Origin of the sequence: Luteimonas sp. WGS1318 (assembly GCF_043187535.1) — a bacterium.
GTDB lineage: Bacteria > Pseudomonadota > Gammaproteobacteria > Xanthomonadales > Xanthomonadaceae > Luteimonas.
The window spans coordinates 2,439,140-2,465,489 of the sequence record NZ_CP171131.1; the positions used below are offsets into that span (position 1 = coordinate 2,439,140).

A 26,350-nucleotide genomic window follows, 5' to 3' on the forward strand; every position below is an offset into this window, starting at 1 on the left:
TACGCGATGCGTCAGGCTCAGCGCAGCCGGTCGAGCGCCTCGCGCAGGTCGTCGGCCAGCGGCGCGTTGAGCACGTAGGCCTCGCCGTCGTCGAGCGTGAATTCCAGCGACGCGGCATGCAGGAACAGCCGCTTGAGCCCGATCTGCTCGCGGAGGCGCTTGTTGACCTCGGCATCGCCGTACTTGTCGTCACCTGCGACCGGATGCCCGATGTGCTGGGCATGGACGCGGATCTGGTGGGTCCGGCCGGTTTCGATACGGACCTCGCAGTACGACTGTCCGCCGCGCCGTTCCAGCACCCCGAAGTGGCTCAGCGCGACCTTGCCCTGCGGATTGACCTGGACATGGCGCTCGCCGCCCTGGCGCAGACCGACATGCAGCGGCGCGTCCACGCTCATCGTGCCGTCGGGCATGCGCCCGGTCAGCAGGGCCAGGTAGCGTTTGCGGATGCCGGCACCGTGATCCTCGCGCAGCAGCGCCTGCAACTGGGTCAGCGCCGAGCGCTTCTTGGCCAGCACCATCAGCCCGGAGGTGTCGCGGTCGAGCCGGTGCACCAGCTCAAGCGACTGGCTCGGCCGCAGCGCCCGCAGGGTCTCGATGACCCCGAAGCTGATCCCGCTGCCGCCGTGGCTGGCGATGCCCGACGGCTTGCTGATCGCCAGCAGGCGGCCATCCTCGAACACGATGCTCGCGTCCATCGCCGCCAGCAGACCCTTCGACGGCGTGCCCGCCTCGCCCGGCGTCTCCAGCCGGACGGGGGGAATCCGCACCTCGTCCCCGGCCTCGAGCTTGCGCTCGGCCTTGGCACGGCCGCCATTCACCCGGACCTGGCCGCTGCGCACGATCTTGTAGACGATCGACCGTGGCGCGCCCTTGAGCTGGCCGAGCAGGAAATTGTCTAGGCGCTGGCCGTCCCGGTCGTCGGGGACGCGCACCAGGCGCACGCCGCCGGTGGGGTTGGAACCGCTGTCAGTCATCGAAAGGCTTTATCTGCTACACTCGCGCCGCGATATAAGGTGCTGATTTCTCTGGAAGAACCCGGGCCAAAAGCCTGCCTTCCAAAGGTCTCCGGACAGTGCGCGGCCACCGCCCCAGGGGCGGCCATGTTAGCGGCTGTACGGCGGTACCGGTTATCGCCCGATGCCTGGCATCGGCGCTGAACACGTCCCGCGTGGCGTTTCCGACCGTCCAAACGACCGGCCGGGCACGGCCCGCGGCCCCGCTCCACACTGAAGAACAACGAGCGCTCCCGCGGCCCGCCGTGGTGTCGTAGCGCTGGACAACCCGGTAGGCCGCTGCGCGTGCGCGGCGGCCTCAGGCCTCATCCAGGCGAAACGCCCCGGCGTTCCGCGCGCGAGAGCGCGTTAAGGAACGTCCACCATGAAACGCATGCTGATCAACGCGACGCAGGCAGAAGAACTGCGCGTCGCCATCGTTGATGGCCAGAACCTGTACGACATCGACATCGAGCAGCCGTCGAGGGAACAGAAGAAGTCCAACATCTACAAGGGCCGCATCACCCGCATCGAGCCCTCGCTGGAGGCCGCGTTCGTCGAGTACGGCGCCGCCCGCCACGGCTTCCTGCCGCTGAAGGAAGTCTCCCGCGACTATTTCCAGGCCGGCGCCGACCCGAACAAGGGCGTCATCAAGGATCTGCTGCGCGAGGGCCAGGAGGTCGTCGTCCAGGTCGACAAAGAAGAGCGCGGCAACAAGGGCGCGGCCCTGACCACGTTCATCTCGCTGGCCGGCCGCTACATGGTGCTGATGCCGAACTCGCCGACCGCCGGCGGCGTGTCGCGCCGGATCGAAGGCGAGGACCGTGCCGAGCTGAAGAAGGCCATGGATGCGCTGGAGATTCCCGACGAGATGGGGGTCATCATCCGCACCGCCGGCGTCGGCCGCGACGCCGAAGAGCTGCAGTGGGATCTCGACTACCTGCTGAGCATCTGGCGCGCGATCGCCGAGGCCGCGCTGAGCAAGCCGTCGCCGTTCCTGATCTACCAGGAATCGCGACTGATCACCCGCGCGCTGCGTGACTACATGCGCGCCGACATCGCCGAGATCCTGATCGACACCCCGGAGATGTACGACGAGGCCCGCGAGTTCGTCGAGCAGGTGATGCCGCACAACCTGCGCAAGCTCAAGCACTACACCGACGACGTGCCGCTGTTCAACCGCTACCAGATCGAGTCGCAGATCGAGAGCGCCTACGAGCGCACCGTGCGCCTGCCGTCCGGCGGCGCCCTGGTCATCGACCAGACCGAAGCCCTGACCGCGATCGACGTCAACTCCGCCCGCGCCACCAAGGGCGGCGACATCGAAGAGACCGCGTTCAACACCAACCTGGAAGCGGCCGAGGAAGTGGCCCGCCAGCTGCGCCTGCGCGACCTCGGCGGCCTGGTGGTCATCGACTTCATCGACATGTCGTCGAACAAGCACCAGCGCGATGTCGAGAACAAGCTGCAGAACGCGCTCAAGTACGACCGCGCGCGCGTGCAGCAGAACCGGATCTCCAAGTTCGGCCTGCTCGAGATGAGCCGCCAGCGCCTGCGTGCGTCGCTGGGCGAGTCGAGCCAGATCGTCTGCCCGCGCTGCGAGGGCCATGGCCGCATGCGCAGCATCGAATCGCTGTCGCTGTCGATCATCCGCGTCGCCGAAGAGCACGCGATGAAGGACAACACCGGACAGGTGCTGGTGCAGGCCCCGGTCGAGATCGCCAACTACCTGCTCAACGAGAAGCGCGGTGCGCTGGCCGAGATCGAGAAGCGCCACGACGCGCCGATCATCATCGTCGCCGACGAGCAGCTGCACACGCCGCACTACGAGGTCTCGCGCCTGCGCGAGAACGAACTCGGCGAAGAGACCAGCCGACCGAGCTACCAGCGCGGTACGCCGCGTCGCGTGGCCACGATCGCGCTGAGCAAGAACAACCTCAACGTGCCGCCGCCGGCGGTCACCAATGTGCGTCCCTCGCAGCCGGCACCGGTGCGTGAGCCCAGGCCGGAGCCGGTCGCCGTCGCACCGGCACCGGTGGCGCCCGCACCCGTCCAGGCCCAGGCGCCGGCTGCCGTGCCGGCAGCGGGCGGGTTCATGGGCTGGTTCAAGAGCCTGTTCGCGCCGTCCGCACCGGCGACACCGGCGCAGCGCCCGCCGCAGGCCGGCGCGCGCCAGGACGCCAACCGTGAGGGTCAGCCGCGTGGTGAAGGGCGTGGCGATCGCGGCCGTAACGGCCAGCGTCGGGACCGGCGCGGCAACCGCCAGGGCGGCACGCAGACGTCGAACGCGCCCCGTGAGGAACAGGCCGCCGCACCGCGCGAACCGCGTCGTGAGCAGCCTGCGCCGGAGGCCCGCAAGGAGCGCTCGCCCGAGCGCCCGCAGGAGCGTCGCCAGAAGCAGAAGACGCCCCGTCCGCCGCGTCAGCCCCGGCCCGAGTCGGAGTCCGAGCTGAGCACGACGGCGGCCGCCGCCCTGACCACGGCCGCTGCCGCGCCTATCGACGTGACCACCCCGACGCCGGCCGAGCCCGCACCGCGCGCCGAAGTCGCCGCACCGGTCGCCCCGGCGACGGCGCGTGCGAACGCGCCGGAGACGGATGTCGAGGTGCCCGTGACCGCCGATGGCGTGCGCTCGGCCGAGACGGACGACGAACAGAACGCGGACGACGAGGCAGGCGGCAACGGCCGTCGGCGTCGTGGCCGTCGCGGTGGGCGTCGTCGTCGTCGCGGCAAGGGCGAGGCCGGTGCCGCCGGTGACGAGTCGCAGATCGATGGTGATAGCGACGAGGCCGACGAGGAATCGGAGATCGCACCTTCGAATCGGGCGCAGCCCGAGTTCGACTTCGACGACCTGCCGGCTGCCGCGCCTGCGGTGACGCCGCCGCCCGCGATCGTGCCGCCTCCGGCATCCGTGGCAGCAGCTGCACCGGCAGCGGACACGACCCCCACTCCGGATGTCGCATCGCAAGCGGCACCGACCGAGCGTGCGGCTTCGCCCGTCGAAGCGGCTCCCGAGCCCGAAGCGGTCGAACCGGCACGCGAGGCTGCCGAAACGGTGGCTGCTGCCGTGCCGGCGCGTCCGGCGGAAACGGCCCCGGTCGCGCCGGCGCCTCAGGTGCAGGCACCTGCGGAGCCCGAGAACGAGACGCCCGCGGCGGCGCAGCCCGAGACGGCGACGCCGGCTCCGGCGGTCGAGACGCGCACGCCGGCACCGGAGCCTGCGCGGGCGGCCGCCACCGCGATCGAAGACGACGTGACCGAGGCGACGCGGGCGACGTTCACCTCGCCGGCGCCCGCACCCGCCGAGCCCCCGGTTGCCGAGGACCGGCCGGTCGACGTCGAACCTGCGGCGCCCCGGACGACGCCGGTCGCCCCGGGCCTGTTCGATGCGCCTCCGGTCGCACCCGCGTCGCCGGCTCCAGCCGACGATGTGACCCCGGACGAGGACGTGTCCGCATCGGACCGCGTGCCTGCGGAGGTCGAGGTCGAAGCTGAGGCCGAACGCGACGACGCTACGGACGACGCTACGGCACCCGCCGCACGTCCGCCCGCACGCGACGCCTGATACGCACACCGCTCACGAAAACGCCCCGGTCCTGCCGGGGCGTTTTCGTTTTCGGCATCGGCATTGACGTCGGATCAGCGTGCGCAATCGACCAGGAACGGATCGGGTTCGACCGCGCCTGTCCTGTCGCCCGGCGACGCCGGACGCGCGCCGCTCAGACCGTCTGGTCGGGCGCCATCACCCCGTACTGGCTGGCCATGCGTGCCAGCGCGATGCTGTCCTGGATCTGCAGCTTGGTGAACAGGCGCGACTTGTGCGTGTTGACCGTCTTGGCGCTGAGACTCAGCCGTCGCGCGATGTCCTCCTGGCGCAGCCCCTGCACCAGCAGCATCGCGACCTCGAGCTCGCGCGGCGACAGTGCATCGAACGGTGTGCCGTCGCCGCCGATGCCCGACAGCGCCAGGTTCTGCGCGATCGTGCTCGCGAGATACCGCTTGCCGCGTGCGACATCGCGTACGGCGCGCACCAGCTCACGCGCGTCGCCGCCCTTGCCGACGTACCCCGATGCGCCGGCTTCGATCATCCGTCGCGGCATCGGCCCGTCTTCGAGAATGGAGACGACGATCACCCGCGTGTCGGACTGGCCCCGCACCACGCGCTCAGTGACCTCGAGACCGCTGATCCCCGGCAGGTGCAGATCGCACAACACGATGTCGGGCTTGAGCCGGCGGATCTGCGGCAGTGCGAGTTCACCGCTGTCGGCCTCGCCGACGATTTCGATATCGTCCTCGTTGGCGAGGATCATGCGCAGCCCTGCACGGACCAGCGCATGGTCGTCGACCATGAACACTCGAATCTTCATTCCGTCCCTGACTCCGTTCGGTTCCATCCCCGACCCGCGAGGCTACGACGCGTGTCGTCGGCGCCGCAAGTCGGGGAAACCCCGAGGTGACAGTCAGCCCGGGACGTGCGCCGTCGTCACCAGATGCCGGATGTCCTCGACGATCTCCGCGGCCGGCTGGTCGTACTGGAACGCGAGCCGCAGGCGCCCGTCCGGGCCGATCAGATAATTCACCATCGTGTGATCCATCGCATAGGACGAACTCGTCGGCACCTCGCGGTAGGTCACACGGAACGCCTGCGCGACGAGGCGCGTCTGCATGTCGTCGCCGCGCAGCGCGACGATGTCGGGACCGAATGCACTCACGTAGCCCGCGAGGATCTCCCCGGTATCGCGCTTGGGATCGACGGTGACGAACACGATGCGCAGCGGCGTGCCGTCGTCGGCCAGCGCACGCCGCACCTGGGTCGCCTTCAACAGGCTGGTCGGACAGACCTCGGGGCAATGCGTGTAGCCGAACGACAGCAGCACGTAGTCGCCGCGGAAATCGCCGAGGCTGACCGGCCGTCCCTCGGCATCGTCCAGGTCCAGCATGCGCCCGTAAGACGCACCGCTGAGGTCCGTGCCGTGGTACGGCCCGGGCGGCGGCGCGCCACACGCGGCGAGCAGCAGGACGAGACAGCAGGCGAACAGCAGACGCACAGCACGATCCGGAGGTATCGACCGCACGACGCGGCCGCTCACGATTGTAAGACCCGGTGCCTGAAGCCGGTTGCGACCGATCGTCGCGGCCTGCGCTACAGCGCCTGCAGGCGCGCGATCGCCGCGTCGAGCGTGGCCGTGTTCTTGGCGAAACACAGGCGTGCGAGGCGCTGGCCGGCCGGCGGCTGCGCGTAGAACGGCGACAGCGGGATCGCCGCCACGCCCTTCTCGATCGTCAGCCAGCGGCAGAACGCGGCATCGTCGAGATCGCTGACCTGCGAATAATCGACGAGCTGGAAATACCCGCCCGGCACCGGCAGCGCTTCGAGCCGCGTGGTCGCCAGCTGGGCGGCGAACGCGTCGCGCTTGGCCTGGTAGAACGCGCCGAGCTGCTCGTAGTGCTCCGGCTCCTCGCGCAGCATCGCCGCGAACGCGTGCTGCGCCGGCGCGAAGGTGCAGAACACGTTGTACTGGTGGACCTTGCGGAACTCGGCGCTGAGCGCCGGCGGTGCGATGCAGTAGCCGAGTTTCCAGCCGGTGCAGTGGTAGGTCTTGCCGAAGCTGGAGACGACGAACGCGCGGTCGCGCAGTTCGGAATGGCGCAGGATCGATTCGTGGCGTGCGCCGTCGAACACGATGTGCTCGTAGACCTCGTCCGACAGCAGCACGATGTCGGTGTCGCGAAGCAGGTCGATCAGCGCCGCGATGTCGTCGGCGCCGAACATCGCGCCCGACGGGTTGTGCGGACTGTTGACGATCAGCATCCGCGTCTTGGGCGTGACCGCGTCGCGCACACGGTCCCAGTCCACCGCGAAGCTGCGCGGATCGAGTGGCACGTGCACGGCGACCGCGCCCGCGAGCTCGATCGCCGGCTCGTAGCTGTCGTAGGCCGGGTCGAGCACGATGACCTCCTCGCCTGCCCGCACGACTGCGTGGATCGCGTTGAACAGGGCCTCGGTGGCACCGCTGGTGACGGTGACCTCGCTGTCGGCATCGGGCCGGTGGCCGTAGACCCGCGCGGTCTTGTCGGCGATCGCCTCGCGCAGCACCGGAATGCCGGTCATCGGCGCATACTGGTTGTGACCCGCACGCATCGCGTCGGCCAGTCCGTCGACCAGGCGGCCCGGCACCTCGAAATCGGGGAACCCCTGGCCCAGGTTGACGGCCCCGTGTTCGGCGGCCAGCTGCGACATCACAGTGAAGATCGTGGTGCCGACCTTGGGCAGCTTGGTCCGGATCATGGGCGCATTTCCGTTGATGCAGAAGGGCCACGAGTGTACGGACGCGGGCGCAGGGGATAAACCGCAGGCATGAACGACCAGCATTCCATCGACGATGCCCGCCTGATCGAGTTGCTGCACGCGTATCTCGACGCCCGCTACCGCTGGCAGTCGCGTTCGGACTGGCACGACGTGGTCATCGGGCTGCCGACCCCGGGACTCGACCTGCACTATCCCGAGGTGACGAGCTACGGCCTGCTGTCGGCGTGGAACCCGCTGTCGGTGGCGCGCAGCGCGACCGAGAACCGGCGCGCCGACAAGGCGCTCGAAGCGGACATCGCCACGACCGGTCTGGCCTGCATTCCCGCGTTCGCGAGCGCCGCCGACCGCAGCTGGCGCGAACCGAGCTGGATCATCTTCGGCATGCCGGTCGATGCCTTCGACGCGCTCGCGCGGCGCTATCGCCAGCTGGGCACGCTGTGGTGGCGCCGCGAGACCTCGGTGCGACTGCGCATGGACGCGCGACGCCCCGACGGTCTGGCAGGCGACCGCGACGTCGACTGGCTGCGCTGACGCGGCGCCGGCCAGCGCCTAAGATGATGCGCGGCCGCCCGGGTCGCCGACCCGGACCCGTCACCGCCGCATGTCCGCCACCGACGTTCTTCCGCTGCTCGCTGCCCGCGGCCTGTGTTTCACGCGCGACGAGCGCGCGGTGTTCGGCCCGCTCGATTTCGAGGTCGCGCCCGGCGAGGCGCTGCTGGTCCGCGGCGACAACGGCGCGGGCAAGACCACGTTGCTGCGCGTGCTGGCCGGCCTGCTCGAGGCAGGCGCGGGCCGCGTCGAAGTGGCGGGTGTTCCGGTCGCGCGCGCGATGCGCGCCGGCAGCATGGCCTACCTGGGCCACCTGCCCGGCCTCAAGGCGGATCTCGATGCGCACCAGAACCTCGCATGCCTCGCCGGCCTCCAGGGGCGTCGCGCGCACCAGGACAGCGACCGCGCGCTCGCGGTCGTCGGCCTCGCGGCCCATGCGCATCTGCCGGTCCGACAGATGTCGGCGGGCCAGCGCAAGCGCCTGTCGCTGGCGCGGCTGTGGATGTCGCCGGCGCCGCTGTGGCTGCTCGACGAGCCTTACGCGAATCTCGATCTGCAGGGAATCGACCTGGTCAACCGCATGGTGCGCGCGCAGCTCGACGACGGCGGCGCGGCGCTGGTGACCACGCACGGCGCCTACGCCGCGCCGCCGGTGCGCACGCGCGAACTGCTGCTGCGGGCGGCCGCGTGAGCGCCGCCGTCACGCCGACGCTCGCCGGCAGCGCGCGCGCGCTGCTCGCGCGCGATCTGCATCTGCTGTGGCGGCGCCGCGGCGATGCCGCGCAACCTGCCTTGTTCGCGGTGCTGGTGGTGGTGCTGTTCGCCCTGGCGCTGGGTAACGAGCCGGCGATGCTGGCGCGGGTGGCGCCGGGCGTGCTGTGGGTGGCGGTGGTGCTGTCGGGCCTGCTGGCACTGGACACGCTGTTCCGCGGCGATGCCGAGGACGGCTCGCTGGAGCAGTGGATGCTGGCGCCGGTGCCGCTGGCCTGGCTGGTGCTGGTGCGCACCGTCTCGCACTGGGCGACGACCGCGCTGCCGCTGCTGGTCGCCACCCCGGTACTGGCCACGCTGCTCGGCCTGCCGCCGGCGCAGCTTCCAGTCCTGCTGGCGGGCCTGGCGCTGGGTACACCGCTGCTGAGCCTGCTCGGCGCGGTGGTCGCGGCGCTGACCATCGGCATGCGGCGTTCCGGTATCCTGTTGGCGCTTCTGGCCCTGCCCCTGTACGTTCCGGTGCTGGTGTTCGGTGCCGGCAGCGTCGCGATCGCGGCGCAGGGACACGACCCGTCCGGCGGCCTGTTGCTGCTGGCCGCGGGCCTGGTCGTCGCGCTGGTCCTGGCGCCGGTGACGGCCGCCGCCGCCATCCGCATCGCACTCGATTGATCGGCCCCGCGACGGGTCTGGAGGGCCCCGTCGCGACGTGACACCGCTCGCCCCGCACCCGCCTGCAGTTCGCAGGCGCGCCGCGGAACCGCCAGCCCCGCCACGCCTGCACGCATTGCCGAATGAATCCGATCGTCCACTGGTTCCATCAACTCGGCTCGCCCCCTGTCTTCGACCGCTTCGCGCGGCGCTGGGCGCCGTGGGCCTACGGTCTGGGCCTGTTGACGATGGCGGTCGGCCTCTACGGCGCGCTGTTCGTGGTGCCGGCCGATTACCAGCAGGGCGACAGCTTCCGCATCCTCTACATCCACGTGCCGAGCGCGTGGATGAGTCTGGCGGTGTTCGCGGCGATGGCCGTCTATGCGGTCATCGCCCTGGTCTGGCGGATCAAGCTGTGCGAGATCCTGGCGATGGCCTGCGCGCCGATCGGCGCCGCGTTCACCGTGATCACGCTGGCGACCGGCTCGATCTGGGGGCGGCCGATGTGGGGCGCGTGGTGGAGCTGGGACCCGCGGCTGACGACCGAGCTGATCCTGCTGTTCCTCTACCTCGGCGTGATCGGCCTGTACGGTGCGATCGAGGACCGTCGCGCCGCGGCCCGCGCGGCCTCGCTGCTGGCGATCGTCGGCGTCGCCCTGCTGCCGGTGATCCGCTACTCGGTGGTGTGGTGGGATTCGCTGCACCAGGGCCAGACGATCCGTGTGTTCGGCGAATCGACGATCGATGCGAGCATGGCCTGGCCGCTGCTGTGGATGGTGGTGGCGACCAAATTCTGGTTCGTGGGCTCGCTGCTGGCGCGCGCACGCGCCGACAACCTGCGTCGCGAGGCGGGCAAGGACTGGGTCAGGCGCCTGGTCGAACCCGCCCCGGGAGGATCCGCATGAGTTACCTGGAATACGTGGTCGCCGCCTATGCCGTGTTCGGCGCGGTGCTGGCCTGGGACTTCGTCGCGCCACGCGTGCGCATCGCCCAGACGCTGCGTGCGGCGCGGCTGCTGGCCGCACGTCGGCGCGCGGCGGCGGCTGCGCCGGTCGACGCGGAGCTGACCCGATGAACCCCGTCCGCCGCCGACGCATGTGGTTCGTGGTCGCCCTCGTCGCCGCCAGCGCGCTGTCGATGACGCTGATCGCCTTCGCCCTGCAGCGCAACGTCTCCTACCTGTACACGCCGGCCGAAGTGCTGGGCGGCGCGGCCGGCGAGGCCGTGGCCTCGGGTCAGGCGCGCTTCCGGCTCGGCGGCATGGTGGCCGGCGACTCGTTCTCCCGCGCACACGGGTCGATGGAAGCGCGCTTCCGGGTCACCGACGGCGACGCCGAGCTGCCGGTGCGCTACACCGGCCTGCTGCCGGACCTGTTCCGCGAGCATCAGGCCGTCGTCGCGACCGGGCGCATGGACGGCGGGGAGTTCATCGCCGAACAGGTGCTGGCACGCCACGACGAGACCTACGTGCCCAAGGAAGTCGCCGACAAGATGGGATTGGCCCACGATCGCCACGGCGTGACCACGCCCGCCGACACGGGCGCGTCGCAGTGACGTCGGCACAGGCCGCGCGCCGCCCGGCCGGCCACCGGTTGGGCCACTGATGCTGCCCGAACTCGGCCAGATCGCGCTGCTGCTGGCGCTGGTGGCGTCGCTGCTGCAGACCCTGCTGCCCCTGCTCGGCGCACACCGCGGCCTGGCGCCGTGGATGGCGAGTGCGCGTCCGGCGGCGTATGCACAGTGGCTGCTGATGTTCGCCGCCTGGGGCCTGCTGACCGCGGCGTTCGTGCTGCAGGATTTTTCGGTGCGCTACGTCGCCGAGAACTCGAATTCGCTGCTGCCGATGGTCTACCGCGTCACCGCGGTCTGGGGCGGCCACGAGGGCTCGCTGCTGCTGTGGGTGTTCGTGCTCGCGTGCTGGAACGCGGCCGTGGCCTGGCGGTCGCGCTCGCTGCCCGACGTGGTGCTGGCGCGCGTGCTCGGCATCCTCGGCGCGGTCAGCTTCGGGTTTCTCGCATTCCTGATCTTCACCAGCAATCCCTTCGAACGCATCCTGCCGATGCCGATCGAAGGCCGGGATCTCAATCCCCTGCTGCAGGACCCGGGGATGATCATCCATCCGCCGATGCTCTACATCGGCTACTCGGGTTTCATCGTGCCGTTCGCGTTCGCGATCGCGGCCCTGCTCGACGGCAAGGTCGACGCGCACTGGCTGCGATGGACGCGGCCGTGGACCAACATCGCCTGGGCGTTCCTGACCATCGGCATCGCACTCGGTTCGTGGTGGGCGTACTACGAGCTCGGCTGGGGCGGCTGGTGGTTCTGGGATCCGGTCGAGAACGCGAGCTTCATGCCCTGGCTCGCCGGCGCGGCGCTGATCCACTCCCAGGCCGTGACCGAAAAACGCGGCAGCTTCCACGGCTGGACGCTGCTGCTGGCGATCGCGACGTTCTCGTTGTCGCTGCTGGGCGCGTTCCTGGTGCGTTCGGGCGTGCTGACCAGCGTGCACAGCTTCGCCGCCGACCCGACGCGCGGGCTGTTCATCCTGGTGTTCCTGGGCATCGTGGTCGGCGGTTCGCTGCTGCTCTATGCGCTGCGCGCGCCTGACGGCCGCGACGGCAAGCCGTTCACCGCGACCTCGCGCGAGACCCTGCTGCTGGCCAACAACCTGCTGCTGGTCGCGGCCTGCGCCATGGTGTTGCTGGGCACGCTGTATCCGCTGCTGGCCGATGCGCTGGACATGGGCAAGATCTCGGTCGGCCCGCCGTACTTCGGCCTGCTGTTCCTGCTGCTGATGGCGCCGCTGGTGCTGCTGCTGCCGTTCGGCCCGCTGACCCGCTGGCAGAACGAGGACGCCGCGCGTCCGCTGCGCATGCTGCTGCCGTGGGCGGTGCTGGCGGTGGTGGCCGCTGCGCTGGCGTTCGTGGTCGCGCCGCAGGGACCGTGGAAGGTCGCGATGGGCGTGGCCGGCGCGGTCTGGGTGGGTGCGGGCACGCTGCGCTTCGTGTGGACCCGCGTGCAGGCCCGCGCGACCGGCGCACGCTTCACTGCCGAAATGGCCGGCATGTCGCTGGCGCATTTCGGCATCGCCGTGTTCATCGCCGGTGCCCTGCTGGTCGAGGCGCTGAACGTGCAGCGCGAGGTCGCGTTGCTGCCGGGCCAGACGCTGACGCTCGGGCGCGACGCCTTCGTGCTCGACGGCGTCGCGCATCACGAGGGCCCGAACTACACCTCCGACCGCGGCACCGTGCGCATGCTGCGCGACGACCGCCTGCTGACGACGCTGCATCCGGAAAAACGCACCTATGCCAGCGGGGGCCAGGTGATGACCGAGACCGCGATCCGGCCGGGCGTCACCCGCGACGTCTACGTCGCCCTCGGTGAGCCCCTGGGCGGCGGCGCGTGGGCGGTCCGCGTGCACATCAAGCCCTTCGTGCGCTGGGTCTGGGCCGGGGCGCTGCTGATGGCGCTCGGCGCGTTCGTCGCGGCCGCCGATCGGCGCTTCCGGCGTCCGCGTTCCGTGCCGGCCGGTCCGCGCGCATGAGCGGCGCCGCGCCACGCCCCTCGCGCGCCCGCTGGCTGCCGCTGGTCGCCTTCGCCGGCATCGTCGCGCTGCTGGCTGCCGGTGTCTGGCTGAGCCGCGATCCGGACCGTGACGCCCTGCCGTCGCCGCTGATCGGCAAGCCGGCGCCGGCCTTCCGGCTGCCGGTGCTGCACGAGCCCGGCCGCCTGGTCACGTCCGACGAACTGCGCGGCGAGCCCTACCTGCTCAACGTCTGGGGCAGCTGGTGTCCGGGCTGCCGTGAAGAGCACGCGGTGATCAGCGAGTTCGCCAAGACCCGACGCGTGCGCGTGATCGGCTACAACTGGAAGGACGAGCACGCCGACGCGCTGCGCTGGCTGGAACAGTTCGGCAACCCCTACTGGCTGGTGCTGGTCGACTACGACGGCCACGCCGCGATCGACTGGGGCATCTACGGTGCGCCGGAAACCTTCCTCGTCGATGCGGACGGGATCGTCGTCTGGAAGCATGTCGGTCCGATGCGCAGCGAGACGCTGCACTCGCAGCTGATGCCGCGGGTCGACGCACTGGAGGCCCGGTGATGCGCCTGTGGCTGCTCGTGCTGGCGCTGTGCCTGGCCTGGCCGCAGGCCGTGCGCGCCCAGGTCGCGGTGGACGCGGCCCCGTTGCAGTTCGAAGACGCCGCCGAGGAGCGGCGCTTCCACCGGCTGGTCTCGGAGCTGCGCTGCGTGATGTGCCAGAACCAGTCGCTGGCCGATTCGAACGCGCAGATCGCCCACGACCTGCGCCGTGAAGTGCTGACACTGATGCGCCGGGATCTCGACGACGCGGCCGTGAAAGACCACCTCGTCGCCCGCTACGGCGAGTTCGTGCTGTACCGGCCGCGCGTGCAGCCCGCCACCTGGCTGCTGTGGTTCGGCCCGCTGCTCGTGCTCGGCGCGGGTGGAATGGTCATCGCACGCATCGTCGCGACACGCCGGCGCGGCCCCGCGCTTCCTCCCGACGACACCCAGGCCTGGTGATGACCCTGTTCGTCCTGATCGCGATCGGCATGACCCTGGCGACCCTCGCCCTGCTGACCTTCGCCCTGCGCCGCGGCGCGCCACGCGTGGCCCTCGGCGTGGCCGTGCTGGTGCCGGTGCTGGTCGGCGCGATGTATCTGATCGTCGGCACGCCGGCGGCGCTGGATCCGGACGAAGTCCGCGCGCCCGACTCGCTCGCCGAGGCGGTCGCCCGGCTCGAAGGCGACCTGCAGCGCGATCCGCGCCAGCCCGAAGGCTGGCTGCTGCTGGGCCGCGCCTATGCCGGCCTGGACCGGCCCGACGCCGCGCGCGATGCCATCGGACGGGCCGCCCGGCTGTTGCCGGATGACGATGGCCTGCAGGTCGAATACGCCCAGGCGCGTGCGCAGGCCGATCCGGCGCGCCGCTTCGACGCCGAAGCCGTGCGGATCCTTCGCGAGGTGCTGGCGCGCACACCCGATCATCAGCACGCCCGCTGGTTTCTCGGCATCGCGCAACGCCAGGCCGGTGACGATGCGGGCGCCGTCGCGACGTGGACACCGCTGCTGACCCAGCTCGACGCGAGCACCGCGGCCACCCTGCGCGCGCAGATCGATGTCGCCCGCGCCGCGGCCGGCCTGCCGTCGCCGGCCGAAGACACCGCGACGTCGCCGGGGGCCTACGCGTTACGCGTGCGCGTGCAGCTCGACGACGCGGCGCGCGCGCAGCTCGCACGCCTGCCGGCCAGCGCACAGGTGTTCGTGATCGCACGCGCGACCGACGGCACGCCGATGCCGGTCGCGGTGCAGCGCCGTGCACCGGATGCGTGGCCGCTCGAGATCGTGCTCGACGACGGCGACGGCCCGATGCCGACCCGACGCCTCTCGGCGCTGGATGCGGTGGAGGTGAGCGCGCGCCTGTCGGCGACCGGAAGCGCGGACCGCGCCGACGGCGATCTGGAATCGACATCCGTCCGCGTCGCGCTGCCGGCGCAGGACACGATCGACCTGCTGATCCGCGGCGACGACTGAAACCCGGCCCGCGCCCGGACGTCGCGGGCGCAGTCGCTACACTTCCCCGATGACCGAATTCATTCCACCGGGCACGCGGTTCGTCGATCTGCCCTCGCCTTTTCCGATGAAGCGCGGCGGCGCGCTGCACGGCGCACGTGCCGCCTACGAGACCTGGGGCACGCTGGACGCCGAACGCGGCAACGCGATCCTGATCGTGACCGGGCTGTCGCCCGACGCTCATGCCGCGCAGACCACCGACGATCCCGCGCCCGGCTGGTGGGAGCCGATGCTTGGGCCGGGCAAGCCGATCGACACCGATCGCTGGTTCGTGGTCTGCGTCAATTCGCTCGGCAGTTGCAAGGGGTCGACCGGACCGGCATCGATCGATCCGGCGACCGGCGCGCCGTATCGCCTGTCGTTTCCGGACCTGTCGATCGAAGACGGCGCCGATGCCGCCGCGCACGTGGTGCGTGCGCTCGGCATCGCGCGACTGGCCTGCGTGATCGGCAATTCGATGGGCGGCATGACCGCGCTGTCGCTGCTCGCCCGGCATCCGGGCCTCGCCCGCACGCACATCAACATCTGCGGCGCCGCGCGCGCCCTGCCGTTCTCGATCGCGATCCGGTCGCTGCAGCGCGAGGCCATCCGCCTCGATCCGGCCTGGAGCGGCGGCGCGTACGACGACGCACGCTATCCCGAGAGCGGCATGCGCATGGCGCGCAAGCTCGGCGTGATCACCTACCGCTCGGCGCTGGAATGGGACGGGCGCTTCGGGCGCGTACGGCTCGAATCCGACCGGCGCGACGACGAGGACCCGTTTGGCCTCGAGTTCGAGGTCGAGAGCTATCTCGAAGGCCATGCCCGGCGCTTCGTGCGCCGCTTCGATCCCAACTGCTATCTGTACCTCAGCCGCTCGATGGACTGGTTCGACATCGGCGACAGCATCGGCGACACCACCGAAGCCGGCCTGGCCGCGCTGCGGATCGAGCGTGCGCTCGCGATCGGCGTGCAGACCGACATCCTGTTTCCGCTGCAGCAGCAACAGCAGATCGCCGACGGCCTGCGCGCAGGCGGCGTCGACGCGCACTTCCTGCCGCTCGAATCGCCGCAGGGACACGATGCGTTCCTGGTCGACATCGAACGCTTCGGCCCCGCTGTCGAAGGCTTTCTGGCATCGCTGTGAGGCCGGCGCCTGCAGGACCGGGGCGCACGGGCTAGACTGGGCACATGATCCAACGCCAAACCGCGACCCTGCCTGACGTCGCGTTTCCCGGTCGCGATCGCCTGATCGCGGCATTCGACGCCGCCGTCACGCTCGAGGACGACCACGCCGTCACGGCCGCGCTGCGCGATGCGATGTGCGAGTTGATCCGCGATCCGGTCGTGCAACTGCCCGGCTGCGTGCATACGCCGGTCGATGGCCACTACGCGCGCCGCGAGCTGTACCGCAGCCCGGCGCACGGCTACAGCCTCGTCGCGATGACCTGGGCGCCCGGCCAGGGCACGCCGATCCACGACCACGACGGCCTGTGGTGTGTCGAGGGCATCTGGCGCGGCACGCTCGAGATCGCCCAGTACGCATTGCTGGAACGCGATGCGGCGCGCTTCCGTTTCCTGGCAGCGAACGGCATGCAGGCCGGGGCCGGCAGCGCGGGCAGCCTGATTCCGCCGCACGAGTACCACACGATCCGCAACGCCAGCCGGGCGACGGTGGCGGTGTCGCTGCACGTCTACGAGGCGCCGATCGAACGCTGCGCACGCTTCGATCCGATCGGCGATGGCTGGTATCGACGTGTCGAGAGCGCGCTGCCGGCCGACACGACGGGCTGACCGTTACGCGTGGCAGTTCCGCGATGACCGCGCCTGGTGGCCGGTCTCAGTCGTCGGTGAGCAGGCGGGCGACTTCGACGCGCAGCGTGCGCCCTCCTTCGATCAGCCACGCCTGGCCTTCGACGACGATGCCGTCGCCGACGTGCGCCTTCTCCACCAGGCCGTCGTCGATCGCGCCTCCGGACGCCGCGTCGAACCGCACCTGCTGCGGGATCCGCGAGACCGGCTGGACCGCCTCGGGGCGCAGCGCAGGCGGCTGACCGTCGACGTTCGACACCATGTAGCCGTTGGGGCATGGCGCACGCACGCAGCGGATGTTGCTCAGGTGCACCCGGAACACGCCGCGGGCCAGACGGAGCTGCCCGGACGGCTGCACCGGCACGACGAGGTCCAACTCGCGTTCGGCCACCGGCTCGGCGTCCGCCGGGCGCAGGACGGGCGAACTGGCGCAGGCCGCGACGGTCACGGCGATCAACACGCCGAGCCCGAGCCGCAGGCCGGGCGGGCATCCCCGGGGTGACGTCGATGGGCGGATGGCCTTGCGCATGGGAACTCCGGAAACACCGGCGGGCGCCGGCCCGCGGATCATGCCTGCACCGATGTTCGGATTGCGCAAAGACGCGCCTGGACTCCGGGCGTGATCCGCTATACTCCGCGTCCGCGCCGGAGTGGCGGAATGGTAGACGCAGCGGATTCAAAATCCGCCGCCCTTAAAAGCGTGCGGGTTCGAGTCCCGCCTCCGGTACCAGGCCGCACGCCGGCCGCGCGATCCACGATGTCTTGCACCCGAACACGACGGCGCGTTCGACGCCATCGGCTAGCATCGGCGACATGTGCCTGATCGCCATCGCGTGGAAGACGCGCCCCGCCCTGCCGCTGGTGCTGATCGCCAACCGCGACGAGGTCCACGCGCGCCCGACGGCCGCGGCCGGTCCCGATCCCGACGCACCCGACGTGTACGGCGGCCGCGATCTCGATCGCGGTGGCAGCTGGCTGCAGGCGACGTCGCGGCGGCGGCTTGCAGCGGTCACCAACGTCCGCGACGGCCTGTCCGCCGAAACAGCCCCACGCTCGCGGGGCTGGCTGGTGCGCGACTTCGTGCGCGGTGATGCCACGGCGCGCGACTTTGCCGCTGCACTCGAGGCCGACGCTCCGGATTACGGCCGGTTCAACCTGTTGCTGTGGGATGGCGACGCGCTGTGGTTCGCGGGCAACCACCCCCGCTTCGACACCTGGCAGGTCACGCCCGGCTTTCATGCGATGTCGAACGGCGCGTTCGATGCGCCCTGGCCGAAGAGCACGTCGGCCACACACACGCTGCAGCGCTGGATCGAGGATCGGCACGCCATCGCCGACATCGAGGGGTCTGCGCACGGCGCGGTCGATGCGCGTCTAGCGCCGCTGTTCACCGGACTGCGCGATACCCGGCCCGCACCGGACGCCGCGCTGCCCGATACCGGGGTCGGGCTGGCGCTCGAACGGCGGCTGTCGCCGCCCTTCATCGAGGACCCCGTCTACGGCACGCGATGCAGCAGCGTCGTGCTCGCCAGTGCGCGCGACATCCTGTTCGCCGAGCGCCGGTTCGCCGCCGCTGGCCGCCCGGACGGCGCGTCGCAGACGCGCCTGCCGACAGGGTGACGCGCGCGCCTCAGGGCGAGATCGCGGTGCAGCGCACCGGGGCGTCGTTCTCGAGGCTCTGTTCCCACCCGTTGGGGCTGCGGGTCGCGACGGTGTTGTTGATGCAGCTCTCGGACGCGCCCGCCTGGCGCGCGGTCACCGGTCCGGGGAGCTCACGTCCTGCATCCGGTCCGGCCTCCGCGGGCGTGGCGCCGGACCACGTCGGAACGGGCTCCGCCTGCGGCGTGGCCGCCTCGGGTGCCGATGTCGCTTCCGGGGACACAGGTGCCGGCGTCGGCGCGATCGTGACCGGATCGGCAGGGGGCACAGCGGCAACCGGCGTCGGCAACGGTGCGGGCGCGATCACCTGCGGATCCACGGGCGTCTCGACTGCCGGCGCGGCTGTTCCGGTCTCGAGCGACGCCGCCGGCCACAGTCGGGCGCCGATCCAGCCTGCCGCGAGTTGGCCGATCAGCACGGCCAGCAGCACCGGCAGGAAGAACGACCACGGCGAACGTGGCGTATGGAGATCACGGGAATCGCGCATGGCAGTGGCTCCTTCAGCGATGACGAGCGGTGCAGCGTGCGCCCGGCGGCCCTGCACACGCCAGTCCCTCGGGCCGGCACCGGGCGCCGCCACACGTCGAGACATCCCGCGCGGCGTGCGTGTGCACGGCATGCACCCGCGATCGCAGCGCACCTGCGCTCAGGGTGTCGGCCATGGCCACCAGCCCTGCCCCGTCAGCGCATACCGGTCGGCGGCGCGTTCGAAGCGGTTGCGCACGCTGACCCCGCCACACAGCAGGTACAGCGGCAGGAACAGCGGACCGAGCACCATGTACTGGTAGACGTGGGCACGTTCGTGATCGGCCAGACGGATCGGCGCATCGATACACCGGCCCGCGCGATGCGAATACGTGGTGCACGGCATGTCGAGCGAATCGCCGGTGTGCAGGATCACGTTACCGAACGTGATCGCGCCCCCCGGCCCCCAGGGCCAGTGCTGGAACACGAGCGCACGATCGTCGCGTCGCCAGTGGGGCCGGGCACCGGCAGCCATGCCGGCGGCGCCGCCCAGCAGGCCGATCACGGTATTGGGCAGCGTCCACAGCGCTCCGAGCAACAGGCCGAGCGCGCGGGGCACGACGCGTGTCACGGGCGGATCAGCCCTCGCCCTCGGGCATCAGCAACCACAGCAGCAGGTACACGAACAACCCCGGAAACGCGGCCGAGACCACCGAGATGATCACGAACAACGCGCGGACCAGGGTCGGGTTCCAGTCGAAGCGGCGCGCGATGCCGCCGAGCACGCCGGCGACGACGCGGTCGCTCCGGGTTCGACTCAATGTCGGGGCGAAGGTGGACATGCGCGGTGTTCCGAAGAAGGACGGGCGGTCAGGCGCGCTGCGCCAGCCACTCGTGGATCGCCGACGGCACCTGCATCTGCGCGCGACCGGAGACGTAGATGCCGATGTGGCCGCCGCGGAACGAAAGTTCCGAATAGTCCTGCGTGCCGACGAGCCCGCGCAGCGCGCGTGAGGCATCCGGCGGCACCAGATGATCCTGTTCGGCGAAGATGTTGAGCACCGGCATCTCGACCAGCCCCAGATGCACCTCGCGCTCGCCGATGACGATGCCGCCATTGACGAAGCCGTTGCCCTGGTAGAACTGCTTGATGTACTGCCGGAAGGCCTCGCCTGCCTGGTCGGGCGAATCGAAGATCCACTTCTCCATGCGCAGGAAATCCTCGAGCGCGGCCGCGTCGTCGAGGATGTCGACGACGCCGACGTACTTCTGCACCAGCAGGCGCCATGGCTTCAGCGTGAGGTAACACGCGTTCATCATGTCGGCCGGCACGTTGCCCAGCGTGTCGACGAACAGATCGACATCGAGATCGCGCGTCCAGTGGGCGAGCATGTTATCCGCGGTGTGGAAATCCACCGGCGTGACCATCGTGACCAGGTTGCGCACGCGTTCCGGATGAAGCGCGGCATAGCTCAGTGCGAACGTGCCGCCCTGGCAGATGCCGAGCAGGTTGATCGCATCGAGCCCGCTGCTGCGACGCAGATGATCGACGGCACCGCCGAGGAAGCGTTCGATGTAATCCTCGAGCATGAGGAAGCGGTCGGAGCGATCGGGATAGCCCCAATCGAGGATGTACACGTCCTCGCCGCGCTCCAGCAGCCCTTTGACGATGGACCGGTTGGCCTGCAGGTCGACCATGTACGGCCGGTTGACCAGCGCGTAGGCGATCAGCAGCGGTACGGTCGCGGTCGGCGCCTTCTCGCCGATGAAGCGATACAGCACGACCTTGCCGTCGCGCCAGACTTCCTGCTTGGTCGTCGCGCCGTAGTCGAAGTCGCCGACGTCGCGCATGGTTTGCAGCGCGGCGCCGAGCTTCTGCTGCATGCGCATCGCGTCTTCGGCGATGCGCTGGGGGGTGATCTGGAGTGCACTCATGTCAGAGCTTCCGTCGGCCGGGCTTGCCGGACTTCATCGGTGCGGGCGCCTCGGGAATCGGTGAGACGAACCCATGATTGGGCAACCGGTCTGCGCGCGACGGCACCGGCGCCGCGGCGCGCGTCGCGCGCTTCGCCGGCGACGAGGTGCCGCGTGCCGACCCGCGCCTCGAGGTTCCGCTCCTGCGCGACGCGCGGGCGGGCGAGGTCCGCTGGGTCCGCGTGGTGCCGGCCACTGCATCGCGTGCGGTCGTGGCGGCGGCCGCCGCTGTGCCCTTCGGCACCGCGCCCGACGAGGCCGCGCCGCGACGGGCGCCGGCGCCCGTGCGTCCGGCGCGCTTGGTGACGGTCTCGCGGGTGGACGTGGTCGCGGCTGTCTTTCGGGTGGCCGTCTTCTTTGCCGCTGTCGTCTTCACCGCCGTCTTCTTCGCCGCCGTCTTCTTCGTGGGCGCCTTCTTTGTCACGGTCTTTTTGGCGGCCGCCTTCACGGTGGCCGCCTTCTTTGCGACCGGCTTCCTGGCTGCCTTCCGGGTGGCTGTCTTTTTCGTGGTTGTCTTTTTCGCGGCAGTCTTCGCCCTGGCGGTGCCGGCGGCCTTCGCTGCAGGCCTGCGTGTCGTGCCCGTCGTCGTCGCCGATGCCGCGGTCGGCGCCGAAACCGTGCCGGCTTCGACCGCGGCCGGCGTCACGACGACGCGGGTCGGTCCGGCCGGCCGACGCGGCGGTGTCGATGCCGAAGCCGCAGGCGAACGCGCGTCGGTCGCACCGGCATCGATATCTTCGACACGGTCGCGGAGGCGTCGTACCACGCGCTCGAGATCGGCCAGCTTGCGGTGCGCGCCATCGAGTTCGGTGCGCGTCGGCAGGTCGAACAGGCGGCACAGCTGCTCGATCTCGACCTGCACCGCCTGCCGCAAGCGCATCTGTCCGGCCACCATGTCGGCATAGGCGCTGCGGAACGGCGGCGAGAGTGCGACCTCGGCGTAGGCGTCTTCGGCGGCGTCGATCCACAGATCGAACAGCGCACGCGGCGAATCGATCGGCTGCGATGCGTCCCGCGTGCGCAGGCGCGTCTCGAACTGCACGAATGCGTTCTGCGAGCCCTGCTGCAGCAGCGCCTGGAATGCCTGCTGGCTGCGCTGGTAATCGGCGAGCGCATGCGCGAACCCTTGCCAGCGTTCCTGATGCTCGCGCGTGAGCCCGAATGTCGGCAGCTGGTGCCAATCGCGGCCATGGCCGCCGAGCTGACCGAACAGCGGCGCCAGGCGCTGCGCCCACGTCTCCCACCCTTCGATCCCGGGGCCGCGCATGCCCGACAGCATCTGCGCGAACGGATTGGCGCCGGCACCGCCGAGCGCGTCACGCCACGCGGCGACCACCGCCTCGGGCGTCGCGTCCTGGCCGGCGAACCGGCCCGCGAGCTGCTGCATCTGGGTGAACCACGCACCCGCCTGCCCATTGAATCGCGCGAGCAGGTCCTCCGCTCCACTGCGCTCCGGCGCCGCCTGTCGCGTCCACCAGTCGAGCACGCCCTGCCATGGATCGGTCGGCCCGGCGAACGCGCCCGGCACGCCGAAGCCGGTCCCGGCCTGGGTCGCGCCCGGCATCGTGCGCTGCAATGCGTCCTGCCATGCGTTCCAGTACTGGCGCGCAAGACGCTCGAGTTCCGCGCCCGGCGCTGCCGGACCGTGCCCACCGTTTGCCATCATCCGCTCCCGCCGCAATCGCCCGATCATAACAACAGCGCGCGACGCCGCCGTGCGCTCAGAATTTCGGGATGCGCAGTGTTTTGCTGATCATCAACGAGCCGGACAACGCGAACACCAGCACCAGCGGATGCAGCAGCCACGGGCCGAGCTGCACCTCGCCCAGCCACAGCGCTTCCCCGATCCGGCCCTGCCAGGCGGCGACCGCCAGCAGTACCACCAGCAACAGGCTGGACGGAATCGGCGTGCCTTCGAAATGCTTCACCTTGTCGCCGCCGTCGGACAGTGTTTCGGCCGTGACGTTGTAGCGCGCCAGGCGGCTGACGCCGCAACACACGAAATAGCTCAGCACGATCCAGTCCCACCCGCCCTGCATGCCGCAGGCATAGGCGAGTGCCGCCGGCGCGATGCCGAACGAGATCACGTCGGCCAGCGAATCCAGTTCGCGTCCGAGGGTGGAGGCGACCTTGCGCCAGCGCGCGATGCGTCCGTCGAGCGCGTCGAACGCGAACGCCAGCGGAATCAGCGCCATGCCGGCCAGCAGATCGCGTCGATCCCCGTCCTGCAGGAATCGCATCGCCGCGAACACCGCCCCGGTGCCACAGAACGCGTTGGCGAGCGTGAACCAGTCGGCGAGGTGGAAGTCACGCAGCATCGAGAAATGGCGGGAACGGGGCATCGGATCTCCGGAGGCTGGACGGCGTGGCGTGGATGGTGCCGAGTTCGCCGGCTGCCCGGTGTGATCTTGACAGGTAGATATCATTTAGATATCAATTAGACAACTCCAAGGGGATCCGCCATGAAAGAACATTCGCTCCGTTCCTTGCCGGGGATCCCGGTCGTTCTGGCTCAGTTGCTGATCCTCGCCGGCTGCGCCTGGCTCCTCGTCACCGCAGACGGGCCATGGCCGGCGGTCGCGGTGGTGGTCGGCCTGCTCACCGCGTTCTCGGCGATCGGCCTGTACATGGTCGAGCCCAACCAGGCCGCGGTGATCAGCCTGTTCGGCAAATACGTCGGCACCGTCAAGGACAACGGGCTGCGCTGGAACAACCCCTTCTTCACCAAGAAGAAGGTGAGCTTGCGGGTGCGCAACTTCGAGAGCGGCCGGCTCAAGGTCAACGAACTCGACGGCAGCCCGATCGAGATCGCGGCGGTGATCGTGTGGCGCGTCGTCGACTCCGCCGAGGCGGTGTTCAACGTCGACAGCTACGAGAGCTTCGTGCACATCCAGTCGGAAGCCGCGCTGCGCGCGATGGCGACGAGCTATCCCTACGACCAGCACGAGGAGGGCCAGATCGCGCTGCGCAGCCATCCGATGGAAATCTCCGACCGGCTCAAGGAACACCTGGACGAGCGCCTGACCGCCGCCGGCGTCGACGTGCTCGAGGCGCGCATCAGCCACCTCGCCTACGCGCCCGAGATCGCTCACGCGATGCTGCAGCGGCAGCAGGCGAATGCGGTGATCGCCGCACGCACGCGGATCGTGGCCGGCGCGGTGGGTATGGTCGAGATGGCGCTGGCGGAACTGCAGAAGAGCGGCATCGTGCAGCTCGACGAAGAGCGCCGCGCGGCGATGGTCAGCAATCTGCTGGTCGTGCTGTGCTCCGACCGCGGCACCCAGCCGGTGGTCAATACCGGGTCGCTGTACTGATGGACACGCATCATGTGGCCGCGCTGGTGTTCGCGCTGATGGCCCTGCCCTCGTTCGTATTCGCCAACTGGCTCTCGGGCGGACGCTTGCCGCTGGCCGGCGACAGCGGCATGACCGTGCGCGACAAGGCCCTGCTCGACAGCCGGCTCGCCCGTCTGATGCGCATGATCGGCCTGGCGATGCTCGCCACCGCCGTCGGCGTCGGCCTGTGGGGCGATGACGAGCGCCGGCTCGCGGGCGTGGTCGTCGTCCTGGTGCTGGCGGTGAACGGCCTGGCGGCCGCCTGCATCTGGGTGGTCGCGAGCGCCCGCCGCCAGACGCGTGGAGGCCGGGGTTGAGCGAGAAGAAGGCCTATCCGCTGCGCATCAATGCGGCCATCCTCGCCGCGGTGCAGCGCTGGTCGGACGACGAACTGCGCAGCGTCAACGCGCAGATCGAATACGTGCTGCGCGATGCGCTGCGCAAGGCAGGCCGGCTGCCCGCCGAGGGCACGTCGCCCCCCGACGAGCGCGCGCCGGAATGAGCCGCTGGTGGCCGCGGCTGCGCAGGCTCTGGGCGATCACCGGCAGCCTGGCGCTGGTGGGCTGGGTGACCTGGTGCGCGATCGCGTTCCAGCCGAATGCGCACGCACGGAGCGCCCTGTCGGACACCGCACAGGTGCATGTGCGTGCCCTTGCGGATGGATGGCTGTTCGAACCGACCGGGCGCGCGGCCGCGGCCGACGCCCGTTCACTGGTGTTCTTCCCCGGCGGGCTGGTCGATGCGCGGGCCTATGCGCCCCTGATGCAGGCGGTGGCGAGGGGCGGCCATCGCGCGCTGCTGGTGCGCACGCCTTGGCGCGGCGCGTTCGGCCACGCGGAAGCGCCCGCCACGCTCGCGCAGGCCCGCGCGACCACGCAGGCGCTGGGCGGCCGCTGGGTCGTCGGCGGGCATTCCCGGGGCGGCAAGGCCGCCGCCGTGTACGCGCAGCGATATCCCGATGCGGTCGATGCACTGGTGCTGGTCGGCACCTCGCATCCGCGCGACTTCAGCCTGCGGGACGCGCCGTTCGCGGTCGTGCAGGTCCTCGGCGATCGCGACCCGATCGCCAGCGTGACGCGCGCCGACCGCAACCGGCAGCACCTGCCCGAGGGCGCGACCCGGCACGTACTGCGCGGCGCCAATCATTCGCAGTTCGGCGACTACGGCTTCCAGCCCGGCGATCGCTTCGCGCGCATGCCCCGGGACGCGCAGCGCGCGGCCACCGCCGCGGCCCTGCACGCCGTGCTCGCGGGCCGCCCCACCTCTCTTTCCACAACGGACGGACGACGATGACGACACGTTGGCATTACAAGGTCGAAACAGTGAAGGTCGGCGCGATGGGCGGCCTCAAGCCCGAGCTGATCGAGGAACGCCTGCAGGCGCTGGGACAGCAGGGATGGGAGCTGGTCAACGCAGTGCATGCCACGCAGTGGGGCCCCACCCTGCTGTTCCTCAAGCGCCCTGCATGAGCGCGGCCATGCCGGCGCGGCCCCGTCTGCGGCAGGATCTGCGCATCGCGGTGATCGTGGCCGCGATCGCTGCGGTGGCAACGGTCGCGGTGTTTCCATACCTGTTGCAGGTCGCGCCCGGACGCTTCGATGCCGTGCCCGCCCCGCTGTGGGCGCTGATCGCGATCCAGGCCTTGCAGATGTTCGTCGTGATCACGCTGCTGGCCTGGGCCGGGCTGCGCATGGGCCACCGTGTCGGCCTCGGCAGCCCGCTGTTGCAACGCTGGATCAACCGGCACGCGACGCCTGCAGCGCCCGCGCCGCGTCCCTGGCACAGCGCGATCCTCGGCGCGGCGGCGGCAGTCGCGATCCTGTTGCTGTCGTCGGTGCTCGATCCATGGCTGCTGCCGCCGGCCCGGGTCGACATGCAGGACATCGACGGCGCTGGCAGCGCGCTCTACGGCCTGCTGGCGTCGTTCTACGGCGGCATCGTCGAGGAGGTGCAACTGCGCCTGTTCCTGATGACGCTGGTGGCCTGGGGGCTGACCTGGCTGGCGCGCCGCGGCCGCGGCTTCGACGGCACGCTGGCGCCGGGCGCGGCCTGGACCGCGATCGGCGTCGCCGCGCTGCTGTTCGGGGCCGGCCACCTGCCCATGGCGGCCGAAATCTGGGGCCTGGACGCGGGCGTGATCGCACGCACCGTGCTGCTCAATGCAATCGGCGGCGTCGTGTTCGGCTGGGTGTTCTGGCGACGCGGGCTGGAGATGGCGGTGGTCTCGCACTTCGCGGCGGACATCGTGCTGCACGTACTCGTCCCGCTGCTGTTGCCGCGGACCATCCTGTAGGCCGGGCAGGACGGGCTAAGCTGACGT

31 protein-coding genes and 1 tRNA gene are annotated in these 26,350 nt (G+C 70.5%); 21 read left to right on the forward strand and 11 right to left on the reverse strand.

Going from position 1 to position 26,350, the window contains the following annotated elements:
- Positions 1–17 precede the first annotated feature (17 nt).
- Entirely contained in the window at positions 18–977 is a 960-nt protein-coding gene (locus ACF3M1_RS11160; RefSeq protein WP_394000645.1) for an RluA family pseudouridine synthase, read from the reverse strand.
- 403 nt (positions 978–1,380) lie between these two features.
- On the opposite strand from ACF3M1_RS11160, the gene ACF3M1_RS11165 reads away from it, so the two are divergent.
- Positions 1,381–4,560: an Rne/Rng family ribonuclease gene (locus ACF3M1_RS11165; protein WP_394000647.1), complete on the forward strand. Its 3,180-nt coding sequence runs from the start codon at positions 1,381–1,383 to the stop codon at positions 4,558–4,560.
- A gap of 154 nt (positions 4,561–4,714) precedes the next feature.
- Here the strand turns inward: ACF3M1_RS11165 and ACF3M1_RS11170 are convergent, their stop codons facing one another.
- The 3 genes from ACF3M1_RS11170 to ACF3M1_RS11180 form a co-directional block, all read right to left on the reverse strand.
- Positions 4,715–5,362 carry a response regulator gene (locus ACF3M1_RS11170; protein WP_394000649.1) on the reverse strand — a complete coding sequence of 216 codons (648 nt, stop codon included), beginning with the start codon at positions 5,360–5,362 and terminating at the stop codon, positions 4,715–4,717.
- Positions 5,363–5,455: 93 nt separating this feature from the next.
- Positions 5,456–6,043: an SCO family protein gene (locus ACF3M1_RS11175; RefSeq protein ID WP_394000651.1), complete on the reverse strand. Its 588-nt coding sequence runs from the start codon at positions 6,041–6,043 to the stop codon at positions 5,456–5,458.
- A 95-nt stretch (positions 6,044–6,138) separates the two neighbouring features.
- Positions 6,139–7,284, reverse strand: a complete 1,146-nt coding sequence (locus ACF3M1_RS11180) for a pyridoxal phosphate-dependent aminotransferase (RefSeq protein ID WP_394000653.1) — start codon at positions 7,282–7,284, stop codon at positions 6,139–6,141.
- Between the two features lie 69 nt (positions 7,285–7,353).
- Here ACF3M1_RS11180 and ACF3M1_RS11185 point away from each other — a divergent pair, with 69 nt between their 5' ends.
- From ACF3M1_RS11185 to ACF3M1_RS11240, 12 genes are all read left to right on the forward strand, one after another.
- Complete coding sequence (locus ACF3M1_RS11185; protein WP_394000655.1) at positions 7,354–7,836, forward strand: DUF3293 domain-containing protein; 483 nt, start codon at positions 7,354–7,356, stop codon at positions 7,834–7,836.
- Between the two features lie 70 nt (positions 7,837–7,906).
- On the forward strand, positions 7,907–8,545 hold the full coding sequence (gene ccmA, locus ACF3M1_RS11190; RefSeq protein ID WP_394000657.1) for a heme ABC exporter ATP-binding protein CcmA: 639 nt from the start codon (positions 7,907–7,909) through the stop codon (positions 8,543–8,545).
- Positions 8,542–9,234: a heme exporter protein CcmB gene (gene ccmB, locus ACF3M1_RS11195; RefSeq protein WP_394000659.1), complete on the forward strand. Its 693-nt coding sequence runs from the start codon at positions 8,542–8,544 to the stop codon at positions 9,232–9,234. The genes ccmA and ccmB overlap by 4 nt, the downstream gene beginning before the upstream one ends.
- 122 nt (positions 9,235–9,356) lie before the next feature.
- Entirely contained in the window at positions 9,357–10,118 is a 762-nt protein-coding gene (gene ccmC / locus ACF3M1_RS11200; RefSeq protein ID WP_394000661.1) for a heme ABC transporter permease CcmC, read from the forward strand.
- Positions 10,115–10,288: a heme exporter protein CcmD gene (gene ccmD / locus ACF3M1_RS11205; protein ID WP_394000663.1), complete on the forward strand. Its 174-nt coding sequence runs from the start codon at positions 10,115–10,117 to the stop codon at positions 10,286–10,288. The genes ccmC and ccmD overlap by 4 nt, the downstream gene beginning before the upstream one ends.
- Entirely contained in the window at positions 10,285–10,767 is a 483-nt protein-coding gene (ccmE, locus tag ACF3M1_RS11210) for a cytochrome c maturation protein CcmE (protein ID WP_394000665.1), read from the forward strand. The genes ccmD and ccmE overlap by 4 nt, the downstream gene beginning before the upstream one ends.
- Before the next feature lie 49 nt (positions 10,768–10,816).
- Entirely contained in the window at positions 10,817–12,757 is a 1,941-nt protein-coding gene (locus tag ACF3M1_RS11215; protein WP_394000667.1) for a heme lyase CcmF/NrfE family subunit, read from the forward strand.
- The gene (locus ACF3M1_RS11220) at positions 12,754–13,317 is read left to right on the forward strand and encodes a DsbE family thiol:disulfide interchange protein (protein WP_394000669.1); all 564 of its coding nucleotides are present in this window, start codon (positions 12,754–12,756) and stop codon (positions 13,315–13,317) included. Before ACF3M1_RS11215 ends, ACF3M1_RS11220 begins: the two co-directional genes overlap by 4 nt.
- Positions 13,314–13,757 (forward strand): cytochrome c-type biogenesis protein, encoded by a 444-nt coding sequence (locus tag ACF3M1_RS11225; protein ID WP_394000671.1) that lies wholly within the window; start codon positions 13,314–13,316, stop codon positions 13,755–13,757. Before ACF3M1_RS11220 ends, ACF3M1_RS11225 begins: the two co-directional genes overlap by 4 nt.
- Complete coding sequence (locus ACF3M1_RS11230) at positions 13,757–14,767, forward strand: tetratricopeptide repeat protein (RefSeq protein ID WP_394000673.1); 1,011 nt, start codon at positions 13,757–13,759, stop codon at positions 14,765–14,767. The genes ACF3M1_RS11225 and ACF3M1_RS11230 overlap by 1 nt, the downstream gene beginning before the upstream one ends.
- A gap of 49 nt (positions 14,768–14,816) precedes the next feature.
- A complete protein-coding gene (locus tag ACF3M1_RS11235; protein WP_394000676.1) occupies positions 14,817–15,932 on the forward strand; it encodes a homoserine O-acetyltransferase in 1,116 nt (371 codons plus the stop codon).
- A 44-nt stretch (positions 15,933–15,976) separates the two neighbouring features.
- Positions 15,977–16,579, forward strand: coding sequence for a cysteine dioxygenase (locus ACF3M1_RS11240; protein ID WP_394000678.1), 603 nt, complete (start codon positions 15,977–15,979; stop codon positions 16,577–16,579).
- Positions 16,580–16,625: 46 nt separating this feature from the next.
- Here the strand turns inward: ACF3M1_RS11240 and ACF3M1_RS11245 are convergent, their stop codons facing one another.
- Positions 16,626–17,126 carry a hypothetical protein gene (locus ACF3M1_RS11245; protein WP_394000680.1) on the reverse strand — a complete coding sequence of 167 codons (501 nt, stop codon included), beginning with the start codon at positions 17,124–17,126 and terminating at the stop codon, positions 16,626–16,628.
- A gap of 115 nt (positions 17,127–17,241) precedes the next feature.
- Between ACF3M1_RS11245 and ACF3M1_RS11250 the strand changes: the two genes are divergently transcribed.
- Positions 17,242–17,327, forward strand: a tRNA-Leu gene (locus tag ACF3M1_RS11250).
- Between the two features lie 83 nt (positions 17,328–17,410).
- On the forward strand, positions 17,411–18,217 hold the full coding sequence (locus ACF3M1_RS11255) for an NRDE family protein (RefSeq protein WP_394000682.1): 807 nt from the start codon (positions 17,411–17,413) through the stop codon (positions 18,215–18,217).
- 10 nt (positions 18,218–18,227) lie between these two features.
- Here ACF3M1_RS11255 and ACF3M1_RS11260 read toward each other — a convergent pair whose 3' ends face one another.
- The 6 genes from ACF3M1_RS11260 to ACF3M1_RS11285 form a co-directional block, all read right to left on the reverse strand.
- Entirely contained in the window at positions 18,228–18,743 is a 516-nt protein-coding gene (locus ACF3M1_RS11260) for a hypothetical protein (protein WP_394000684.1), read from the reverse strand.
- Positions 18,744–18,902: 159 nt separating this feature from the next.
- Positions 18,903–19,352, reverse strand: a complete 450-nt coding sequence (locus tag ACF3M1_RS11265) for a hypothetical protein (protein ID WP_394000686.1) — start codon at positions 19,350–19,352, stop codon at positions 18,903–18,905.
- 7 nt (positions 19,353–19,359) lie between these two features.
- Positions 19,360–19,563 (reverse strand): PspC domain-containing protein, encoded by a 204-nt coding sequence (locus tag ACF3M1_RS11270; RefSeq protein ID WP_394000688.1) that lies wholly within the window; start codon positions 19,561–19,563, stop codon positions 19,360–19,362.
- A gap of 28 nt (positions 19,564–19,591) precedes the next feature.
- Positions 19,592–20,656, reverse strand: a complete 1,065-nt coding sequence (phaC, locus tag ACF3M1_RS11275; RefSeq protein ID WP_394000690.1) for a class III poly(R)-hydroxyalkanoic acid synthase subunit PhaC — start codon at positions 20,654–20,656, stop codon at positions 19,592–19,594.
- Position 20,657: 1 nt separating this feature from the next.
- Positions 20,658–22,358 carry a poly(R)-hydroxyalkanoic acid synthase subunit PhaE gene (locus tag ACF3M1_RS11280; protein ID WP_394000692.1) on the reverse strand — a complete coding sequence of 567 codons (1,701 nt, stop codon included), beginning with the start codon at positions 22,356–22,358 and terminating at the stop codon, positions 20,658–20,660.
- Between the two features lie 58 nt (positions 22,359–22,416).
- Positions 22,417–23,037: a CDP-alcohol phosphatidyltransferase family protein gene (locus tag ACF3M1_RS11285; protein ID WP_394000695.1), complete on the reverse strand. Its 621-nt coding sequence runs from the start codon at positions 23,035–23,037 to the stop codon at positions 22,417–22,419.
- 120 nt (positions 23,038–23,157) lie between these two features.
- Here ACF3M1_RS11285 and ACF3M1_RS11290 point away from each other — a divergent pair, with 120 nt between their 5' ends.
- The 6 genes from ACF3M1_RS11290 to ACF3M1_RS11315 are packed head-to-tail and all read left to right on the forward strand — an operon-like array spanning position 23,158 to position 26,323.
- The gene (locus ACF3M1_RS11290; RefSeq protein WP_394000697.1) at positions 23,158–24,009 is read left to right on the forward strand and encodes an SPFH domain-containing protein; all 852 of its coding nucleotides are present in this window, start codon (positions 23,158–23,160) and stop codon (positions 24,007–24,009) included.
- Entirely contained in the window at positions 24,009–24,347 is a 339-nt protein-coding gene (locus tag ACF3M1_RS11295) for a hypothetical protein (RefSeq protein ID WP_394000699.1), read from the forward strand. Before ACF3M1_RS11290 ends, ACF3M1_RS11295 begins: the two co-directional genes overlap by 1 nt.
- A complete protein-coding gene (locus ACF3M1_RS11300) occupies positions 24,344–24,532 on the forward strand; it encodes an Arc family DNA binding domain-containing protein (RefSeq protein WP_394000700.1) in 189 nt (62 codons plus the stop codon). The genes ACF3M1_RS11295 and ACF3M1_RS11300 overlap by 4 nt, the downstream gene beginning before the upstream one ends.
- Complete coding sequence (locus tag ACF3M1_RS11305) at positions 24,529–25,323, forward strand: alpha/beta fold hydrolase (RefSeq protein WP_394000702.1); 795 nt, start codon at positions 24,529–24,531, stop codon at positions 25,321–25,323. The genes ACF3M1_RS11300 and ACF3M1_RS11305 overlap by 4 nt, the downstream gene beginning before the upstream one ends.
- A complete protein-coding gene (locus ACF3M1_RS11310; protein ID WP_394000704.1) occupies positions 25,320–25,499 on the forward strand; it encodes a DUF4177 domain-containing protein in 180 nt (59 codons plus the stop codon). The genes ACF3M1_RS11305 and ACF3M1_RS11310 overlap by 4 nt, the downstream gene beginning before the upstream one ends.
- 8 nt (positions 25,500–25,507) lie before the next feature.
- Complete coding sequence (locus ACF3M1_RS11315) at positions 25,508–26,323, forward strand: CPBP family intramembrane glutamic endopeptidase (RefSeq protein WP_394000706.1); 816 nt, start codon at positions 25,508–25,510, stop codon at positions 26,321–26,323.
- The last annotated feature ends 27 nt before the right edge of the window (positions 26,324–26,350 follow it).

Bases quoted from the DNA above. Each gene is read 5' to 3' on its own strand.
- ACF3M1_RS11290 (WP_394000697.1), top strand. From the start codon at position 23,158: ATGAAAGAACATTCGCTCCGTTCCTTGCCGGGGATCCCGGTCGTTCTG.
- ACF3M1_RS11180 (WP_394000653.1), bottom strand. From the start codon at position 7,284: ATGATCCGGACCAAGCTGCCCAAGGTCGGCACCACGATCTTCACTGTG.
- ACF3M1_RS11220 (WP_394000669.1), top strand. From the start codon at position 12,754: ATGAGCGGCGCCGCGCCACGCCCCTCGCGCGCCCGCTGGCTGCCGCTG.
- ccmA (WP_394000657.1), top strand. From the start codon at position 7,907: ATGTCCGCCACCGACGTTCTTCCGCTGCTCGCTGCCCGCGGCCTGTGT.
- ACF3M1_RS11235 (WP_394000676.1), top strand. From the start codon at position 14,817: ATGACCGAATTCATTCCACCGGGCACGCGGTTCGTCGATCTGCCCTCG.
- ACF3M1_RS11215 (WP_394000667.1), top strand. From the start codon at position 10,817: ATGCTGCCCGAACTCGGCCAGATCGCGCTGCTGCTGGCGCTGGTGGCG.
- ACF3M1_RS11270 (WP_394000688.1), bottom strand. From the start codon at position 19,563: ATGTCCACCTTCGCCCCGACATTGAGTCGAACCCGGAGCGACCGCGTC.
- ACF3M1_RS11260 (WP_394000684.1), bottom strand. From the start codon at position 18,743: ATGCGCGATTCCCGTGATCTCCATACGCCACGTTCGCCGTGGTCGTTC.
- ACF3M1_RS11280 (WP_394000692.1), bottom strand. From the start codon at position 22,358: ATGGCAAACGGTGGGCACGGTCCGGCAGCGCCGGGCGCGGAACTCGAG.
- ACF3M1_RS11310 (WP_394000704.1), top strand. From the start codon at position 25,320: ATGACGACACGTTGGCATTACAAGGTCGAAACAGTGAAGGTCGGCGCG.
- ACF3M1_RS11160 (WP_394000645.1), bottom strand. From the start codon at position 977: ATGACTGACAGCGGTTCCAACCCCACCGGCGGCGTGCGCCTGGTGCGC.
- ACF3M1_RS11245 (WP_394000680.1), bottom strand. From the start codon at position 17,126: ATGCGCAAGGCCATCCGCCCATCGACGTCACCCCGGGGATGCCCGCCC.
- ACF3M1_RS11240 (WP_394000678.1), top strand. From the start codon at position 15,977: ATGATCCAACGCCAAACCGCGACCCTGCCTGACGTCGCGTTTCCCGGT.
- ACF3M1_RS11255 (WP_394000682.1), top strand. From the start codon at position 17,411: ATGTGCCTGATCGCCATCGCGTGGAAGACGCGCCCCGCCCTGCCGCTG.
- ACF3M1_RS11295 (WP_394000699.1), top strand. From the start codon at position 24,009: ATGGACACGCATCATGTGGCCGCGCTGGTGTTCGCGCTGATGGCCCTG.
- ACF3M1_RS11170 (WP_394000649.1), bottom strand. From the start codon at position 5,362: ATGAAGATTCGAGTGTTCATGGTCGACGACCATGCGCTGGTCCGTGCA.
- ACF3M1_RS11230 (WP_394000673.1), top strand. From the start codon at position 13,757: ATGACCCTGTTCGTCCTGATCGCGATCGGCATGACCCTGGCGACCCTC.
- ACF3M1_RS11305 (WP_394000702.1), top strand. From the start codon at position 24,529: ATGAGCCGCTGGTGGCCGCGGCTGCGCAGGCTCTGGGCGATCACCGGC.
- ACF3M1_RS11285 (WP_394000695.1), bottom strand. From the start codon at position 23,037: ATGCCCCGTTCCCGCCATTTCTCGATGCTGCGTGACTTCCACCTCGCC.
- ACF3M1_RS11185 (WP_394000655.1), top strand. From the start codon at position 7,354: ATGAACGACCAGCATTCCATCGACGATGCCCGCCTGATCGAGTTGCTG.
- phaC (WP_394000690.1), bottom strand. From the start codon at position 20,656: ATGAGTGCACTCCAGATCACCCCCCAGCGCATCGCCGAAGACGCGATG.
- ACF3M1_RS11315 (WP_394000706.1), top strand. From the start codon at position 25,508: ATGCCGGCGCGGCCCCGTCTGCGGCAGGATCTGCGCATCGCGGTGATC.
- ccmE (WP_394000665.1), top strand. From the start codon at position 10,285: ATGAACCCCGTCCGCCGCCGACGCATGTGGTTCGTGGTCGCCCTCGTC.
- ccmC (WP_394000661.1), top strand. From the start codon at position 9,357: ATGAATCCGATCGTCCACTGGTTCCATCAACTCGGCTCGCCCCCTGTC.
- ACF3M1_RS11165 (WP_394000647.1), top strand. From the start codon at position 1,381: ATGAAACGCATGCTGATCAACGCGACGCAGGCAGAAGAACTGCGCGTC.
- ccmD (WP_394000663.1), top strand. From the start codon at position 10,115: ATGAGTTACCTGGAATACGTGGTCGCCGCCTATGCCGTGTTCGGCGCG.